Consider the following 16,321-nt stretch of genomic DNA (forward strand, 5'->3'; position numbering starts at 1 on the left):
ATGACAAAAATTATTGGTTTAACAGGCGGTATTGGAAGTGGAAAATCTACTGTAGCAAATTACATTGCTTCAAAAGGAATTCCTGTTTACATTGCTGATGATGAAGCCAAAAAAATAATGGAAAATGCAGATGTGAAACAAAGAATTCAAAATTTGTTTGAAGAATCTATTCTTAATGCTGATAAAACTTTAAATCGAAAAAAAATAGGCGAACTCGTTTTTACTAATCCAATTAAATTAAAAGAATTAAATGCCATTGTACATCCTGAAGTGCATGATCATTTTAAAAATTGGGTCAAGAAACATAAAAAATGCCCTTTTGTAATTAAAGAAGTCGCTATTTTATTTGAAACAGGTGGAAATAAACAATGTGATAAAGTTATTTTAATTACTGCTCCAGAAGAACTTAGGATTCAAAGAGTCATGAAACGCGATAATTTAACAAAAAATGATATTTTAGTTAGAATTAACAATCAACTTCCTGAGTCAAAAAAGAAAGAAATGAGCGATTTTGTCATAGAAAACGTTGATTTAAGCAATACTTTCTTAAAAATCGATGAAATTCTTAAAATATTAGCAAAAACATAAAAAAATGTTCATATGTTAATCTTTGGTTAATGTATTTTAGCAATAAATGTTAAAATGTTAAATTTGTTTCGATGAATAAATCAAGATTTAGATTATTGGTCTTTTTAATGAGTTTATCATTAATAGGAATAATTTTAGTTCAATTATATTGGATTTCTACCTCATTGGATAAAAATGAAGAGGAATTTAAGTATCACGTTCAGCAAGTTTTAGGAAATGTATCCAATACAATTAAAGAAAAGGAGTTAGTTGCTTTCTATAATCACTACAATAAAATTATTGATAGTACAGGAAAAGTTCCACAAGAAGACGAATTAAAAGAAATTTATTTCTACGAACGCGATAAAAAAACAAATGAAACTATAATCTACACCAATACTTTGGTTGCAGAAAACTATGGTATAAACGGTTCGTTCTTTGATAAAAATGCAAATTCAGTCAATTTTGGAAACGTAGTTTCTAAGAGAAAAACAGAAATTTATAACGGAAATTCAATCAACGATGGAAGTTTACAAATGCGTTCTTTTCCAGATGTTACTATAAAAAAAACAGGAAATGTTTCCAGTTTAGATAAAGCTAATTTTGAAGTAGCGTTTAAAGATGTAGTGTCTTTAAAACCATTACAACAAAGAGTTTCAACAGAACAATTAGGAAAATATTTAAAAGCTGAACTTAATAAATATGGAGTTGAAACACCTTTTGAATTTGGAATTTACAGTAATGGTTTGGCAACAAAAGTACGTTCAGAAGATTTTAAATACGATATCAATACAACATACGGAATTCCGGTTTTTCAAGATAATGAAGGACTTTCAAAGTATCAATTGTTAGTGAGTTTCCCTCATAAAAATAAATTCGTTTTTTCCTCATTGATTGGAATATCAAGTTTGTCTTTGTTGTTTACTTTGGTTATCGTTTTAACGTATTCAAGTGCGTTGAATCAGTTAATCAAACAAAAGCAAATTTCTGAAATTAAAACCGATTTCATTAATAACATGACACATGAGTTCAAAACGCCTATAGCAACAATTAATTTAGCTTTAGATGCTATAAAGAACCCAAAAATTATAGATGATAAGGAAAAGGTACAACGTTACCTTCAAATGATAAAAGAAGAAAATAAACGCATGCACGCTCAGGTTGAAAATGTGTTGCGAATTTCTAAATTAGAGAAAAATGAGTTAGACATTTCTAAAGAACCAAGAGATGTCACTGAAATAATAGAAGATGCAATCGAACACGTTAGTTTAATTGTTGAAGATAGAGAAGGTATAGTTCACCAGCATTTTAATGCACAACGAAATACCATTCTTTTAAACGAAGTTCATTTTACCAATGTTTTGGTAAATATATTGGATAATGCGATTAAATATTCGCCAGAAGCTCCCATCATTGATGTGTTTACAGAAAATATTAAAGATTTCATTGTAATCAAAATTCAAGATCAAGGAGCAGGAATGAGTAAAGTGGCTCAAAAAAGAGTTTTTGAAAAATTTTATAGAGAACATACGGGGGATTTGCATAACGTAAAAGGACATGGTTTAGGCTTGTCTTACGTAAAACAAATTATAGAAGATCACAACGGACAAATTTTTGTTGAAAGTGAAAAAGGAAAGGGTAGTACCTTTATTATAAAATTGCCATTGATAAATTAAAAAAAAACATACACAATTACTATGGAAGCAAAAAAAATATTATTAGTTGAAGACGATCCCAATTTCGGCGCCGTATTAAAAGATTATTTAATGATAAATGATTTTGATGTTACGTTGGCTAAAAACGGAATGGAAGGTTTTGAAAAATTTAAGAAAGACACTTTTGATTTATGCATCTTAGATGTTATGATGCCATATAAAGATGGATATACTTTAGCAAGAGAAATCCGTGAGAAAAACCAAGAAGTGCCAATTATCTTTTTAACAGCTAAAACATTAAAAGAAGACGTTTTAAAAGGTTATAAAGTAGGAGCAGACGATTATTTAAACAAACCGTTTGATTCAGAGGTACTTTTAATGAAAATTAAAGCCATTATCCAAAGAAAAGCATCGGAAGTAAAACCAGATACGACTAAATTTGAGTTCGAAATTGGTAAATTCCATTTGAATTCTAAATTACGTTTCTTAACCTTCCCTGGACAAGAACCAATTAAATTATCTCCAAAAGAGTGCGAATTATTAAAAATGTTAGCACTTCATGAAAATGATTTAATGCCAAGAGAATTAGCGTTAACGAAAATTTGGAGAGATGACAACTACTTCACATCAAGAAGTATGGATGTTTACATCGCTAAATTGAGAAAATTTTTAAAATTAGATGAAAACGTAGAAATCTTAAACATTCACGGAGAAGGTTTTAGATTAGTAATCAAAAAATAACAAAAAAGTCCTGAGAAATCAGGACTTTTTTTATTCGTTTATTTCTAGTGCGAAGCAAATTTTATCTTCTTTCGTTATGACGTAGGTATTTTCGTTTTTCGAAATAATTACTTCATCATTCAAATTTAATTCTTTTAAGAAATTCATTTCAAAACCTTTTATGTGTTGTTTTAAAATGAATTTTTTATCCATTGTGTTCAGACACCATTCCAAGTATTTTACGTTGTTAGCATGATTTACAATATCTAAATCCGACAACTGAACTTTGTATTCCATCAATTTTTCAAATGAAACCTCTAAATTAATTCGCTGCACCGATTTTTCAGTTGCATTATGTTCAGGATATTTGATAAAATGTTCGTGAGGCAAAGCCAAATTTTCTGGTCTTCTGATTTGAGTATTCAAAACAGCCCAATAGGTTTCGCAACCCGCTAATTTTTCATCACCACGATACAATTCCAAACAACGAGTTGAACGCGAATTTTCTAACGATTTAATCCAAGTTTTTATGGTAACTTTCTCTTTCCATTTCGGTAAACTGATAATTTCCAAACGCATTTTACTCATTACCCAAGCTTGGTGATGTTCTTGCATATCGCTAAAACTAATTCCACCTAAATCGGCATGAATTCCAGCGGTGATTTGAAAAATATTACACAAATCGGTATATTTCAGCAAACCATTAGGATAGCATTGTAGAAAATTGATTTCGTATTCTTGTTCTAAAATTGAAGTAAAGTTGGGTGATATGGGCATTTTTATAGTTTTTGAATCTGTGATTCTATTGTTGTAATAATCTCTTTTCTATCGGTTAAATAATCGAACCAACTCACATTTTCAGTTCGTTTAAACCAGGTGATTTGACGTTTAGCAAAACGTCTCGTATTCATTTTGATTTGTTCGATGGCGAAACCTAAAGTTGTTTTTCCATCAGAATAATCGAATAATTCTCGGTAACCAACTGTTTGTAACGCATTCAAATGTTTGTTTGGATACAATGCTTGCGCTTCAGCTAAAAGTCCTTCATTTAACATAATATCAACACGCTGGTTAATTCTATCATACATTACTTCTCTATCAGCTTCGAGTCCAATAACAATAGGAGTGAAGTTTCTAACATTTTTTCGTTTTCCAATAAAACTCGAATACGGTTTTCCAGTTCCCAAACAAACTTCAACAAAACGTTTCATGCGTTGCGGATTTTGTAAGGTTTGCGAATTTTCAACGGAAAGTTTGTTGTAATATTCCGAATCTAATTCTTGTAATTGTTGTTGTAAATAGTCAATTCCTAAAGTATCAAATTGTGCATTTATTTCATCTCTTACCGAATTATCAATATCTGGAAAATCATCAAATCCTTTCAATACCGCATCCACATATAATCCTGAACCACCAACCATAATTTGAATGTTGTTTTTCTGAAACAATTCCTCCAATTTAGATAAGGCTTCTTGCTCAAAATCACCAACAGAATACGATTCAAAAATCGATTTATTTTGGATAAAATGATGTGTTGCTGAAGCTAATTCTTCATCACTCGGAACAGCCGTACCAATTTTCATTTCTTTAAAAAACTGACGACTATCGCACGAAATAATATCGCAACCAAAATGTTGAGCTAAAGCAATACTTAGCGCCGTTTTTCCTATGGCGGTTGGCCCGATAATGGTAATTAGGTAATTCATTTTATAATTCGTGTCCGCAATCTTGACAAAATTTAGCGTTTACATAATGTTCGTGACTTCCGCAATTTTTGCACACTTTGGTCTCACTTTCTTTTACAGTTGGTTTATTTTTTGCAAATTCGGCAGAGACAATTCCGGTAGGAACGGCTATAATTCCGTAACCCATTATCATTACAAACGATGCTATAAATTGACCGAGTGGCGTAACTGGTGAAATATCGCCATAGCCAACAGTAGTTAAGGTTACAATTGCCCAATAAATTCCAGTTGGAATACTTGTAAAACCACCTGCTTCGCCTTCAATAACATACATAACTGAACCAATAATGATGGTGCTAATTAGCATAAAATACATGAAAATCAATATTTTCCCTTTACTTGCGACTAACGATTCTTTTAAGTGCGTAGATTGATTATTGAATTGTGGATGGTTTAAAATTTTGAATAAACGCAACAATCGTAATGCTCTAATAACTGTAAATACACTGGTTCCAGTAATGAAAAATGATAAATACATTGGTAAAATCGCAATCAAATCAATGATTCCGTAGAAACTTAAAATGTAGTTGATTGGTTTTTTGATGGTGATAATTCGTAAAATGTATTCTAAAGTAAAAAATACAGTAATAACCCATTCAAAAAATACTAAATAAGCGTGATATTTTGTATCAAAACCTTTTACAGTTTCAAGCATGACTAAAACTACGCTTAAAACAATTAAGCCTAATAAAAATAAATCAAAAAGTCGCCCAGCTACTGTATTGGTGCCGTAGATGATAATGTGCGCCTTTTGTTTGAAAATTTCGTATTTTGACTTAATTTCACTCATACAACAAAATTAAGCAATTAAAAATGAATTACTTTATATACTTTGTTTTTGCGTAAGTAGCTTTGAATAATTGTTTTTACATCACGATTGTTTTGCATAGGAATAACGATGTTTTTAAGAATCTCAATGTTATTCACTTGATAATTCAATTCGTAAAAACAATAGCCTTTATAAATTCCATTTTCAATTAAAACAGCACTTCGTTCATCAAAAGTTCTACCACGGTCGATAATGACCATATTGTTGTTTTCAAAAGAAGTTTCTTCAATAAATTCCTTTACTCTTTCGTTGTAGCTTTCTGGAGTTTCTTCGCCAATACAAGCACCATTGCATTCTTTTATTTTATGTTGAAAACAATCGTTTTTAGTTACATACAAACCATTGATTTTCTGACACAAATTGTGTTTTTCGGTAATTTTAAATAAGGCGTTTCTTCCTTCTTGTAAAGTAGTAAAAGAGGTAATTTCTTTTTTACGACCATCTGCTTTTTCTACGCTTAAAGCCAAATAGCCTTCTTCATTTTTATGCATGTATAATGCATATTGAAAAATACTTTTGCGTTGCGCTCGGTTGTAAATAGGTTTATTAATTTTGATTTCTTCACTTTCTTTTAAAAGTGAAATCAATTCGCTACCCGTTTCTTCAAAAGTAACTGCATACACATCGCGTTGTATTTTTTTACTCTTGCTAGATGTTCCAGTGAAATGTTGGTTAACGCGTTTTTTGATGTTTTTACTTTTGCCAATATAAATTAAATCGCCTTTTTCATTGTGAATGTAGTAGATTCCCGTTTTTGAAGGCAAACTTTCAACAATATCTAATAGTTTTGGAGAAATTCCCGATTTGATTTCCGTCTTAATGAAACTTTTTACGATTTCTTTTTCAACGTCTTTTGCCATCAACATTTTGAACAACTTTACAGTTGCCATAGCATCTCCACTTGCTCTGTGACGATCTGCCATAGGAATTCCCAAAGCACGAACTAATTTTCCTAAACTATACGATTCTTGTTCCGGAATCAACTTTTTAGCTAACTCAACCGTGCAAAGAGTTTGCTTTTTGAAATCATAACCCAAACGTCTGAATTCGGTTTTCAGAATACGATAATCGAATGACGCGTTGTGTGCTACGATTACGCAACCTTCAGTAATTTCGATAATTCTTTTGGCTACTTCATAGAATTTTGGAGCACTTCGAAGCATGGCATTATTAATCCCAGTCAATTTCACCACAAACGGTTGAATTGGCTTTTCAGGATTTACCAAACTAATGAATTGATCCACTACCTCATGACCATCAAATTTATAAATGGCGATTTCGGTAATTCCTTCTTCGTTGAATTGGCCTCCAGTGGTTTCTATGTCGAGTATACAGTACAAGTTAGTGAATAGTGATTGGTAATTAGTGAATAGTTTTTTTTTATCTGGATCCAAAGATACTACTTCCAATTCGAACCATCGTACTTCCGCATGAAATTGCGAGTTGATAATCGCCCGACATGCCCATGGAAAGAGTGTTCAGTTGACAGTGTTCAGTGTTCAGTTTTTTATATTTGTCAAAAATCGTTTTTAGATGTTTGAATTCTTTTTCGATTTGGTTTTTATTTTCTGTGAAGGTTGCCATTCCCATTAAACCTACGATTCTGATGTTTTTAAAATTATCCTTGTCATTCTGAACTAGTTTCAGAATCTCATCCAATTCTTGTTCATCTAAGCCAAATTTACTTTCTTCTTCTGCAATGTAGACTTGTAATAAACAATCAATCACACGATTATTTTTAGCCGCTTGTTTGTTGATTTCTTGCAGTAATTTTAAACTATCAACACCATGAATTAAACTCACATAAGGCGCCATGTATTTGACTTTGTTGGTTTGCACGTGACCAATCATGTGCCATTCGATGTCTTTTGGCATGACTTCCCATTTATCGGTCATTTCTTGGATTTTATTTTCTCCAAAAATACGTTGCCCAGCATCGTAAGCTTCCATTAAATCCGCTACAGGTTTAGTTTTTGAAACCGCTACTAATGTAACGTGTGCTGGAAGTTGAGATTTTATGTTATTGAGGTTTTTTGAGATTGACATTGTTTTATTTTTTTGGAACACAGATTTAAGAAATTATTAAAATTTCAAAAATTTATTCAATCTGTGTTTCTAAGTTTTAATTTCTGATAATTATAGTTCATACACCACCAAACCACTTCTAAACTTCGGCTCAATGTACGTTGATTTTGGGGGCATAATCAAATTATTATCAGCTAAGGCTTTGATTTCGTTGATGTCGGAAGGGTAGAGCATGAAACCTACTTCAAATTCGCCTTCGTCAATTAAATCTTTTATTACCGAAATGGATTGTTTTCCTGGAATATAATCAATGCGTTCGTCGTTTCTTAAATCTTCGATTCCTAATATTGGAAATAATACTTTATCATATAAAATTTGGGCATCTAAATCATCTAAAACAGTTGTAGCAATGTGGTTTTCGTATTTGTAAAATAAAGCATAAAAACTACCATCTAAATACATCCCAAATTCAAACTTGTTTTGAGGTTTCCAAATTTCTTGGTCTTTTGCTTTGATGATAAAGTTTTCGGATAATTTTTTGATGAACTCTTCTTTGTTCAAACCATTCAAATCGCGAATCAATCGGTTGAATTCGTAAATTTTGACGTTACTTTCAGCAATTAAGAAACTCATAAAATAATTCAGATTTTCGTTTCCTAAATGCTTGTCTTGTTCGTACAATAATTCCGCTGAAGCCGAACGATGATGTCCATCGGAAATATATAAATTAGGAATTTTTTCGAAATGTTCTTGCAACCAATCGATTTCTGATTGCGTATCAATTTTCCAAAGCGTGTGTTTTTCTTTATTGGTAGTCGAATATTCATAAACAGGTTTACTCTTTTTTCGCAACGCAATAAACGTATTGATTTCCACACTATCGGGATAAGTGATTAAAACGGGTTCGGTGTTAAAATTCGTTTGATGTAAATAATCTTTGAACAATTCCACACGATATTGCAAGGTATCTTCGTGTTTTTTGATGACATTATCTTGGTAATCTTTTACAGAAGTTCCGGCAATAATTCCAGTAAAAATTTGCCCTTTTGACTGGATTTCGTAAAGATAAAAAACAGGATGTTCTTCTTCAATCAGAATTTGGTCGTGTTTGAAATCTTGATATTTATTAGCAACGGCTTTAAAACGCTTTTCCAATGACACTTTTTGCGCATTAGCATAAGCAGGATGAATCACATGCAAAAATGAATACGGATTAAAATCCAACCAAGCGGCAAGCTCAGCCGAACTATAATCGTCATATGTTCTGCAAGTAACTAAGGCAACTTTATCGGCTACCGGACGAACTGCTTTAAAAGGTTTTATTTTGGCCATTTTTATTTAGTTATCAGTCTCAGTCGCAGTATTCAGATTTAACTGCGACTGAAAACTGTGACTGTTTACTTTGAAAATTGCTTTGCAATTTTTTCTGCTTTTTTGCTTTCTAAGTAATCGTAGAAACCTTCTCCTGATTTAACTCCTAATTTTCCAGCCATTACCATGTTTACTAATAACGGACATGGAGCATATTTTGGGTTTTTGAATCCGTCGTACATTACGTTTAAGATTGACAAGCAAACGTCTAATCCGATGAAGTCAGCTAATTGTAATGGTCCCATTGGATGCGCCATTCCTAATTTCATAACGGTGTCAATTTCTTGTACACCTGCAACACCGTTATATAACGTTTCAATTGATTCGTTAATCATTGGCATTAAAATTCTGTTGGCTACGAAACCTGGATAATCGTTTACTTCTGTTGGAGTTTTTCCTAATTTAACGGATAAATCCATGATGATTTTAGTCACTTCATTCGATGTAGAATATCCACGGATAATTTCAACCAATTTCATAATTGGCACCGGATTCATAAAGTGCATTCCGATTACTCTTTCAGGATGTACTACTTGTGCTGCAATTTGCGTAATTGAAATAGATGAAGTGTTTGAAGCTAAAATTACGTTATGGTCACAAACATCACTCAATTGTTTGAAGATGTTCATTTTTAAAGTTACGTTTTCCGTAGCTGCTTCTACTACTAAATCACAACCTACAACACCGTCTTTGATGTCAGTATACGTAATAATATTTCCTATAGTTTTTATTTTATCATCTTCCGTAATAGTTCCTTTTGTAACCATACGATCAAGGTTTGCAGCAATAGTTGCCATTCCTTTTTCTAATGATTTGTCTGAAATATCGATTAATTTTACGGTAAATCCGCTTTGCGCGAAAGTATGAGCAATTCCGTTACCCATAGTTCCTGCTCCAATTACAGCTATTGTGTTCATTTTGTTATTTTAGGTTTGTTTGGTTTTTATTTTCTAGCGTTCATACAATCAATAATCTGATACGCCACACGTAATGCTTCGGTTCCGTCTTCTAACGTTACGATGGGTGTGGTGTTATTATTGATAGCGTCTGCAAATGTTTCTAATTCGTCCAAAATGGCATTGTTGGCATCTACATGTGGATTGTCAAAATAGATTTGTTTTTTTACACCTTCGGCATTTTGTAAAATCATATCAAAATCACCTGGAACTTCTGGCGCATCTTGCATACGAACGATTTCACACACTTTATCTAAATAATCTACAGAGATATAAGCATCTTTTTGGAAGAAACGCGATTTACGCATGTTTTTCATGGAAATACGGCTCGAAGTAATATTCGCCACACAACCGTTTTCGAATTCAATACGTGCATTTGAAATATCTGGAGAGTCTGAAATTACAGCAACACCGCTAGCATTTACTGATTTCACTTTCGATTTTACAACACTTAAAATAGCATCAATATCGTGAATCATTAAATCCAAAACCACAGGAACATCAGTTCCACGAGGATTGAATTCTGCCAAACGATGTGTTTCAATAAACATCGGATTATTGATTTTATCTTTTACTGCAGTAAAGGCTGGATTGAAGCGTTCTACATGTCCAACTTGCCCTTTTACATTGTATTTATTAGCTAAAGCGATAATTTCTTCTGCTTCAGCAACGGTGTTTGAAATTGGTTTTTCGATGAAAATGTGCTTTCCGGCTTCGATAACTTGTTTCGCACAATCAAAATGTTGCATGGTTGGCGTTACAATATCTACCACATCTACTGCAGCGATTAATTCGGCAATAGAATCGAATTTTTTATAACCAAATTCGGCTGCTACTTTGTTGGCGTTTTCTTCAAAAGCATCGTAAAAGCCTACTAATTCATATTTTTCAGATTGATTTAATAATCTCAAATGTATTTTTCCAAGGTGACCAGCACCTAAAACTCCAACTTTAAGCATAAAAAAGTATTTTCAACAAAAATAGAAATTAATTGATAAATCTTAATTGATAATTGACAATTTGTTTTCTATTTTTACAAAATAAATTCGTACCCAAATTGAAAGATACTAATAAGCATCAAGGACTTAGAAATCAGCTCGTAAAACAGTTGGAAGACAAAGGAATTACCGATAAAAACGTGTTAGCTGCTATTGGTAAAATTCCGCGCCATTTGTTTTTAGATTCTAGTTTTGAAAATTTTGCCTATCAAGACAAGGCATTTCCTATTGAAGCAGGTCAAACCATTTCGCAACCCTATACTGTGGCTTTTCAAACACAGTTATTAGAAGTTGAAAAAGACCATAAAATATTAGAAATTGGAACCGGAAGTGGTTACCAAACGGCTGTTTTATGTTTGATGGGAGCCAAAGTATATTCGGTAGAAAGACAAAATAAATTGTTTAAAGTAACTTCAAATTTGTTACCTAAGTTGCACATTCGACCTAAATTTTTATCTTTTGGAGATGGTTACAAAGGCTTACCTGATTATGCTCCGTTTGATAGCATCATTGTAACGGCTGGAGCTCCTTTTATTCCGCAACCTTTGATGGCACAATTGAAAATAGGAGGAAGGTTAGTAATTCCAGTAGGAGAAAAAGAACAAATCATGACGTTGTTGATTCGTAAAAACGAAACGCAATTCGAGAAGCATGAATTTGGTGATTTCCGATTTGTACCACTTTTGGAAAATAAAAATTAATTAGCGAAGATTCGTTAATTTTTGTTTCAAAACTTCCAATTCGTCTAGAATGGAAGTGATTTCTTTTTCTTTAGATGAATTGCCAACTTCAATGCCTTTTTCTTGAAGAATTTCAGTAATGGCTTGAATGGCAAATGGATTTAAATCGAAATTATGGTCTAGTTTCACTTTGTACCAAGCTACTAATAATGGCTTTATGTCGATTTCTAAAATTTGAGCTAGCGTTTGGATTTGTTTTTTTGTTGGAATGCGAAATCCGTTTTCAAACTTACTAATTAAAGCTTGGTCGATTTTTGCTTGTTCCGCTAACTTTCTAGTGGAAAGACCTTTTTCTATTCGGGCTTGTTTTAAAATTTCTTTCATAAAAGTATGATTAGAAACTTTTTTTAATTCGGGCTATATCCCGTTTGGTATCTTGTTCTTTTAGCGATTCACGTTTATCGTAGTTCTTTTTACCACGACATAAGGCAATATCTAATTTAGCCAATCCTTTTTCATTGGTAAACAAACGAAGTGGAACAATCGTCAAACCTTTGTTATCAGAATCTTTGAATAATTTCTTTAATTCTTTCTTGTTTAAAAGTAGTTTACGCTCGCTTTTCGTTTTATGATTGTAGTGCGTTCCGTATAAATATTCTTCGATGTGTGAGTTAATTACAAATAACTCACCATCATTAAATTCGCAAAAACTTTCAGTAATAGCAGCTTTCCCCAAACGAATCGATTTGATTTCCGTTCCGGTTAAAACGATTCCAGCGGTGTATTTGTCTAAAATTTCGTAATCGAATTTAGCACGTTTATTAAGTATGTTAACTGTCTTTTGCATAAGGACCACAAATGTAAATCAAAATTGTAGCATTTTAAAACGATAATTACAGATAAATATTTTTTAATCTATGATTTATATCAGTTTTTAGGTTTTTACATCTAAATATCTTTGACTTATAATTTTAAACTAATTAAAAATGAGAAAAATAGTTTTTGCTTTAATGGCAATGTCTTTAATGACAGTAAATTTTGTAAATGCACAAGATAACGAAACAAAAGAAGAGTCAAAATCAAATGAATTTAAAAGATGGCAAGTTCGTTTAAGAGCTGTTGGCGTTGCTCCAGACGAAAGTGCTAAAATTGGTATTATCGGTGGTGATGTTGCTATTTCAAATGCCTTAATTCCTGAATTAGATTTTACCTATTTCTTTACAGAACATTTTGCTGCTGAATTAATTTTAGGAACTGCAAAACATGATGTAAAAGCGATTAATACAGCTGCAGGTGATGTGAATTTAGGAAGTGTTTGGTTATTGCCTCCTACATTAACTGCTCAATACCATTTTTACACTTCAGATCAAAAAGTTTTTAAACCTTATATTGGAGCTGGTGTAAATTATACATTATTCTACAATGTAAAATCTGGTGATGTTGCCGGTGTAGACTATGATAATGCTTTGGGTTATGCTGCACAAGTAGGTTTTGATTTAATGTTAGATGATACATTTTTTATAAATTTAGATGTTAAACGTTTATTTTTAAGTACTGACGTAACTGTTGATGCTTCAAACTTAGCACCAGGTTTAAGTATTCCAGCTGAAGTTGATATCAATCCTTGGTTAATTGGAGTAGGTGTTGGTATGAAGTTCTAAACTGTTAATCACATAGTTTTATTAGAAAAGAGACTGCTGAGAAGTAGTCTCTTTTTTTGGTATGCATTTTGTTAATTGTTTGAAGTTATTTTTAGGTCTGAAATAAAAGAGAAAAAAAGTGACTTTATTTAGTTTTTTTTTTAATTTTATGAAACTAACCCAACTAATTAAACTATGAATACAGCATTTGAATTAATAGACAAAGAATTAATAGCATCTTTAAATTTTCCAAAATCGGATGTATTAGAAGATAAAGAAGATATATCAGGACGTAAAAACGATTTAGACAGAGCACTTTCCTTAGGTAACTTGGAGCATGTTAAAATTAAAATTTATTTTGAAGATGATATGTCAAAAAAAATGGTTGAAACTACTATTTGGGGTGTTACTGACAGCCGAGTAATTTTAAAGCAAGGTGTTGTAATTCCCGTGAATAGGATACATAAAATTGTTTAATTTAAAATTTGATTACTTATGAAAAAAATCGCTCTTTTGGGTTTATCCCTTTTATTTACATTAGGTTCTTTAGCACAAGAAACAAAAACAACTAAAGAAGCTAAAAAAGCTACAACAGAAAAAGCTGAGAAAGACAAAAAAGCAGCTGAAAAGAAAAAGAAAGCAGTTGACAAGAAAGTAGCAGATGCAAAAAAAGATCATGATAAAAAAGTAAAAGAGGCAAAAGAAGAAATTTCGAAAGCGAAAAAAGAAACAGATGAAAAAGTTTCAAAAGCAAAGAAAGAACTAAAATCTAATAGCACTTCAGAAAAAGGTCAGGCTAAATCTGTAACAGGAAAAGCAAAAGCAGAAGCTAACAAAGCAGAAGCAAAAGCTAAAAGTGAAACAAAAACTAAGGCTACAGAGACAAAAACAAAAGTTAAGAAAACAGCAGTAGAAGAAAAAGAAGACTTAAAAGAAACGGCATTATCTAAAGCAGCAGAGAAAAAAGTAAAAGATAAAGTTTCAGGTGAATACAAAGGAAAAAAAGTATTTACGGGACCAAGAGGCGGAAAATATTACATCAATAAAAACGGTAATAAAACGTATATTGACTAATCCAAAGATTTTATTGTAACGTAATAACGATAAGCAATAATTGCTTTTTGCCATTTTTTAGCTTTGATAGGATCTAAACCTTGTTTGGTAAAACTAGGTAAAAGTGCTTTATTAAGTTTGGCAAGTAATTTATACATCATTTAATTTTTGGCAAATATAGTAAAATAAAAAATCCCGAGTGAATCGGGATTTTTTTGTTATTTGGTTTTTCCTTCATGTTTTTCTATCTCTTTTAGATATATTTCCATTTCTTTTTCAAACACTTTCATTTTTTGTTCAAAAATTTTCATTTCCTCTTCAAATTTTTTCATGTCAGGTTCTTTGAGTTTTATTTCTTTTTCATAAACTTCCATTTTTTTTTCAAATTCTTTCATTTTAGGCTCAATAGCTTTCATTTTTTTCTCAAAAGAAACCATTGCTTTCTCGTATTTTTCCATAGCCTTTTTATCATCTATATTTGATGGAAAATCTGGAACTTCTGGAAAATCTGGTGGAGTTGGAGCGTCCATTAAATTTTCAAAAGGATGGTTTGGCGGTGTTGGCGGTGTTGGAGGTGTTGGAAAATCTAAATGCTCAATAGAAACATTTTTTTTAACTTTTACCTTAACCGTCTCAACTTCATAATAATACTTGTTTTTATCTGCTTTTTGTTTGTATTTCTTTTCAAATTCATTAGGCGTTATTTCTTCCATATCACCTAACTCTTCATCTATAGGAAATTTTACTTTTTCAGTAGTACCTTTTATTTTTCCGTTAATTATTAGAACAACATCTTTTCCATTTTTTTTCATGTTATCCATACTCCAATATTTTTCAGTTGGTTCGTTGTCATTATTGTAATCATCAACTAAATCGGCTTCAACAACTCTGTTATCTACTTCTTCAAATCCACAAGTAACATTATCATCTTTATCAGAATTAATAAAAATTTTAATAGCATCAATAGGTTCAGTCGATTTTCTTTCAAGAATTTCAACGTAGGTTTTTCCTGAGTCAAATAAGAGTTTTATTTCGATTATTTCGCCTTTTTTATTTCGCTTTACTTTTGAAATTTTAAGTTTGTGTTTTTCATCTGAAAAAGTCTTTTCTAATTCACGCAACTCTTTGTCAGTGGTATTTTTGGTTAAAATTGAAGAATAATTAGAGGAAACCGCATAATTAGTTTCTTCAATTTTGCTTTCTTTTACTTGGGCTACCGTTTCAATTTGAAATAATAACATAAAACCTACTAATAGCGGAAGAATGGTAGCATACTTCCAAACATTCTTTTTGTTGGATTGATTTGTGTGTAACATAACGATTCGTTTTTTGATTAATGATTGATAAAATTGATTAGTAATACTTAAGTCGTGTTGATGAGTCACTACTTTTAATAAGGTTTTTTGATATAAATATTTGTTTTCGATTTGTTGAAAAGTTTCGTTATCAGCAATAAATTCAAGGTTTTGCAACATCGCTTTTCGGTACAACCAAATGATTGGGTTTACCCAAAATATAGCACAAAACACTTTTCCGATTAGTACATCAAACGAATGTTTTTGTTTTACATGAATGCTCTCATGCGTTAAAATATGTTGTAATTCTTCTTCAGTAAACATATCTCTATTAATTACGATGTAACTAAAAAATGAAAAAGGATTTTCAGCTGAATTTGAATCTACCAACGTATAATCACTTTCTTTTTGCTTGTTTTGTTTTTGAATCCTTCTGAAAAATGAAACTAATTCCATTCCAATCTTCAATATAATTAAAATCGAAATTACGATGTAAGCCGACATTAAAATCAATGACCAATCAATGGTTTCTTGAACGGGAATTTCTACTTGACTATAAGTAAAAGGAATTGATTCTTCATAAACTTCAGAAATCGGAGTTGGTTCTATCCAAATGGTCTTAGTAAACGTTACCAAAGGTAAAATCAATGACAATACTAATCCCGACAAAAAATACCAACGATTTGGAGTAAAAAAGGTTTCTTTTCTCAAAAACAAAACATACATCAAGTAGAACAAAGCAATGAGTCCGTTTACTTTTACGAAATAAATTAGTAGATTTTCCATA

Annotated in this window: 19 protein-coding genes; 7 read left to right on the top strand and 12 right to left on the bottom strand. The window is 31.5% G+C overall.

Annotated elements, in window-relative coordinates; all coding sequences use genetic code 11:
* The 3 genes from coaE to B2741_RS02055 all read left to right on the top strand — a co-directional run bounded on the left by coaE (nt 1) and on the right by B2741_RS02055 (nt 2,963).
* Nucleotides 1-588, top strand: coding sequence for a dephospho-CoA kinase (coaE, locus tag B2741_RS02045; protein WP_291134974.1), 588 nt, complete (start codon nt 1-3; stop codon nt 586-588).
* 71 nt (nt 589-659) lie between these two features.
* On the top strand, nt 660-2,243 hold the full coding sequence (locus tag B2741_RS02050; protein ID WP_291134976.1) for a sensor histidine kinase: 1,584 nt from the start codon (nt 660-662) through the stop codon (nt 2,241-2,243).
* Between the two features lie 21 nt (nt 2,244-2,264).
* A complete protein-coding gene (locus B2741_RS02055; RefSeq protein ID WP_290821244.1) occupies nt 2,265-2,963 on the top strand; it encodes a response regulator transcription factor in 699 nt (232 codons plus the stop codon).
* Between the two features lie 30 nt (nt 2,964-2,993).
* On the opposite strand, the gene B2741_RS02060 is transcribed toward B2741_RS02055, so the two are convergent.
* The 8 genes from B2741_RS02060 to B2741_RS02095 form a co-directional block, all read right to left on the bottom strand.
* Nucleotides 2,994-3,719 (bottom strand): acyl-[acyl-carrier-protein] thioesterase, encoded by a 726-nt coding sequence (locus B2741_RS02060; RefSeq protein WP_291134978.1) that lies wholly within the window; start codon nt 3,717-3,719, stop codon nt 2,994-2,996.
* 2 nt (nt 3,720-3,721) lie between these two features.
* Nucleotides 3,722-4,648: a tRNA (adenosine(37)-N6)-dimethylallyltransferase MiaA gene (gene miaA / locus B2741_RS02065; protein ID WP_291134980.1), complete on the bottom strand. Its 927-nt coding sequence runs from the start codon at nt 4,646-4,648 to the stop codon at nt 3,722-3,724.
* A 1-nt stretch (nt 4,649) separates the two neighbouring features.
* A complete protein-coding gene (locus tag B2741_RS02070; protein ID WP_291134982.1) occupies nt 4,650-5,477 on the bottom strand; it encodes an ion transporter in 828 nt (275 codons plus the stop codon).
* A gap of 17 nt (nt 5,478-5,494) precedes the next feature.
* Nucleotides 5,495-6,856, bottom strand: coding sequence for an exonuclease domain-containing protein (locus B2741_RS02075; protein ID WP_291134984.1), 1,362 nt, complete (start codon nt 6,854-6,856; stop codon nt 5,495-5,497).
* Nucleotides 6,857-6,896: 40 nt separating this feature from the next.
* A complete protein-coding gene (locus tag B2741_RS02080; protein ID WP_291134986.1) occupies nt 6,897-7,562 on the bottom strand; it encodes a YggS family pyridoxal phosphate-dependent enzyme in 666 nt (221 codons plus the stop codon).
* 90 nt (nt 7,563-7,652) lie between these two features.
* Entirely contained in the window at nt 7,653-8,873 is a 1,221-nt protein-coding gene (locus B2741_RS02085) for a DUF1015 domain-containing protein (protein WP_291134988.1), read from the bottom strand.
* Between the two features lie 65 nt (nt 8,874-8,938).
* Nucleotides 8,939-9,829 carry a 3-hydroxyacyl-CoA dehydrogenase family protein gene (locus B2741_RS02090; RefSeq protein ID WP_291134990.1) on the bottom strand — a complete coding sequence of 297 codons (891 nt, stop codon included), beginning with the start codon at nt 9,827-9,829 and terminating at the stop codon, nt 8,939-8,941.
* 26 nt (nt 9,830-9,855) lie between these two features.
* On the bottom strand, nt 9,856-10,827 hold the full coding sequence (locus tag B2741_RS02095) for a Gfo/Idh/MocA family protein (RefSeq protein WP_290821260.1): 972 nt from the start codon (nt 10,825-10,827) through the stop codon (nt 9,856-9,858).
* Between the two features lie 98 nt (nt 10,828-10,925).
* Between B2741_RS02095 and B2741_RS02100 the strand changes: the two genes are divergently transcribed.
* Entirely contained in the window at nt 10,926-11,567 is a 642-nt protein-coding gene (locus tag B2741_RS02100; RefSeq protein WP_291134992.1) for a protein-L-isoaspartate(D-aspartate) O-methyltransferase, read from the top strand.
* On the opposite strand, the gene B2741_RS02105 is transcribed toward B2741_RS02100, so the two are convergent.
* Together B2741_RS02105 and smpB are read right to left on the bottom strand one after the other, a co-directional pair.
* Nucleotides 11,568-11,930: a helix-turn-helix domain-containing protein gene (locus B2741_RS02105; protein ID WP_133607516.1), complete on the bottom strand. Its 363-nt coding sequence runs from the start codon at nt 11,928-11,930 to the stop codon at nt 11,568-11,570.
* A gap of 10 nt (nt 11,931-11,940) precedes the next feature.
* Complete coding sequence (gene smpB / locus B2741_RS02110; protein ID WP_133607514.1) at nt 11,941-12,393, bottom strand: SsrA-binding protein SmpB; 453 nt, start codon at nt 12,391-12,393, stop codon at nt 11,941-11,943.
* Between the two features lie 139 nt (nt 12,394-12,532).
* On the opposite strand from smpB, the gene B2741_RS02115 reads away from it, so the two are divergent.
* The 3 genes from B2741_RS02115 (at nt 12,533) to B2741_RS02125 (ending at nt 14,260) form a co-directional block, all read left to right on the top strand.
* The gene (locus tag B2741_RS02115) at nt 12,533-13,207 is read left to right on the top strand and encodes an OmpW/AlkL family protein (RefSeq protein ID WP_291134995.1); all 675 of its coding nucleotides are present in this window, start codon (nt 12,533-12,535) and stop codon (nt 13,205-13,207) included.
* A gap of 174 nt (nt 13,208-13,381) precedes the next feature.
* Complete coding sequence (locus tag B2741_RS02120) at nt 13,382-13,663, top strand: hypothetical protein (protein WP_291134997.1); 282 nt, start codon at nt 13,382-13,384, stop codon at nt 13,661-13,663.
* Nucleotides 13,664-13,681: 18 nt separating this feature from the next.
* Nucleotides 13,682-14,260 (top strand): hypothetical protein, encoded by a 579-nt coding sequence (locus B2741_RS02125; RefSeq protein ID WP_291134999.1) that lies wholly within the window; start codon nt 13,682-13,684, stop codon nt 14,258-14,260.
* On the opposite strand, the gene B2741_RS02130 is transcribed toward B2741_RS02125, so the two are convergent.
* Together B2741_RS02130 and B2741_RS02135 are read right to left on the bottom strand one after the other, a co-directional pair.
* Nucleotides 14,257-14,397 (bottom strand): SsrA-binding protein, encoded by a 141-nt coding sequence (locus B2741_RS02130; RefSeq protein ID WP_133607505.1) that lies wholly within the window; start codon nt 14,395-14,397, stop codon nt 14,257-14,259. The genes B2741_RS02125 and B2741_RS02130 overlap by 4 nt on opposite strands.
* A 60-nt stretch (nt 14,398-14,457) precedes the next feature.
* Nucleotides 14,458-16,320, bottom strand: a complete 1,863-nt coding sequence (locus B2741_RS02135) for a M56 family metallopeptidase (protein ID WP_291135002.1) — start codon at nt 16,318-16,320, stop codon at nt 14,458-14,460.
* Nucleotide 16,321 lies beyond the last annotated feature (1 nt).

Source organism: Flavobacterium sp. UBA7663 (genome assembly GCF_002483315.1).
Classification (GTDB): domain Bacteria; phylum Bacteroidota; class Bacteroidia; order Flavobacteriales; family Flavobacteriaceae; genus Flavobacterium.

Coding starts and splice junctions, on each gene's coding strand:
- coaE (WP_291134974.1), top strand. CDS start 1: ATGACAAAAATTATTGGTTTAACAGGCGGTATTGGAAGTGGAAAATCT.
- B2741_RS02050 (WP_291134976.1), top strand. CDS start 660: ATGAATAAATCAAGATTTAGATTATTGGTCTTTTTAATGAGTTTATCA.
- B2741_RS02055 (WP_290821244.1), top strand. CDS start 2,265: ATGGAAGCAAAAAAAATATTATTAGTTGAAGACGATCCCAATTTCGGC.
- B2741_RS02060 (WP_291134978.1), bottom strand. CDS start 3,719: ATGCCCATATCACCCAACTTTACTTCAATTTTAGAACAAGAATACGAA.
- miaA (WP_291134980.1), bottom strand. CDS start 4,648: ATGAATTACCTAATTACCATTATCGGGCCAACCGCCATAGGAAAAACG.
- B2741_RS02070 (WP_291134982.1), bottom strand. CDS start 5,477: ATGAGTGAAATTAAGTCAAAATACGAAATTTTCAAACAAAAGGCGCAC.
- B2741_RS02080 (WP_291134986.1), bottom strand. CDS start 7,562: ATGTCAATCTCAAAAAACCTCAATAACATAAAATCTCAACTTCCAGCA.
- B2741_RS02085 (WP_291134988.1), bottom strand. CDS start 8,873: ATGGCCAAAATAAAACCTTTTAAAGCAGTTCGTCCGGTAGCCGATAAA.
- B2741_RS02090 (WP_291134990.1), bottom strand. CDS start 9,829: ATGAACACAATAGCTGTAATTGGAGCAGGAACTATGGGTAACGGAATT.
- B2741_RS02095 (WP_290821260.1), bottom strand. CDS start 10,827: ATGCTTAAAGTTGGAGTTTTAGGTGCTGGTCACCTTGGAAAAATACAT.
- B2741_RS02105 (WP_133607516.1), bottom strand. CDS start 11,930: ATGAAAGAAATTTTAAAACAAGCCCGAATAGAAAAAGGTCTTTCCACT.
- smpB (WP_133607514.1), bottom strand. CDS start 12,393: ATGCAAAAGACAGTTAACATACTTAATAAACGTGCTAAATTCGATTAC.
- B2741_RS02115 (WP_291134995.1), top strand. CDS start 12,533: ATGAGAAAAATAGTTTTTGCTTTAATGGCAATGTCTTTAATGACAGTA.
- B2741_RS02120 (WP_291134997.1), top strand. CDS start 13,382: ATGAATACAGCATTTGAATTAATAGACAAAGAATTAATAGCATCTTTA.
- B2741_RS02125 (WP_291134999.1), top strand. CDS start 13,682: ATGAAAAAAATCGCTCTTTTGGGTTTATCCCTTTTATTTACATTAGGT.
- B2741_RS02130 (WP_133607505.1), bottom strand. CDS start 14,397: ATGTATAAATTACTTGCCAAACTTAATAAAGCACTTTTACCTAGTTTT.
- B2741_RS02135 (WP_291135002.1), bottom strand. CDS start 16,320: ATGGAAAATCTACTAATTTATTTCGTAAAAGTAAACGGACTCATTGCT.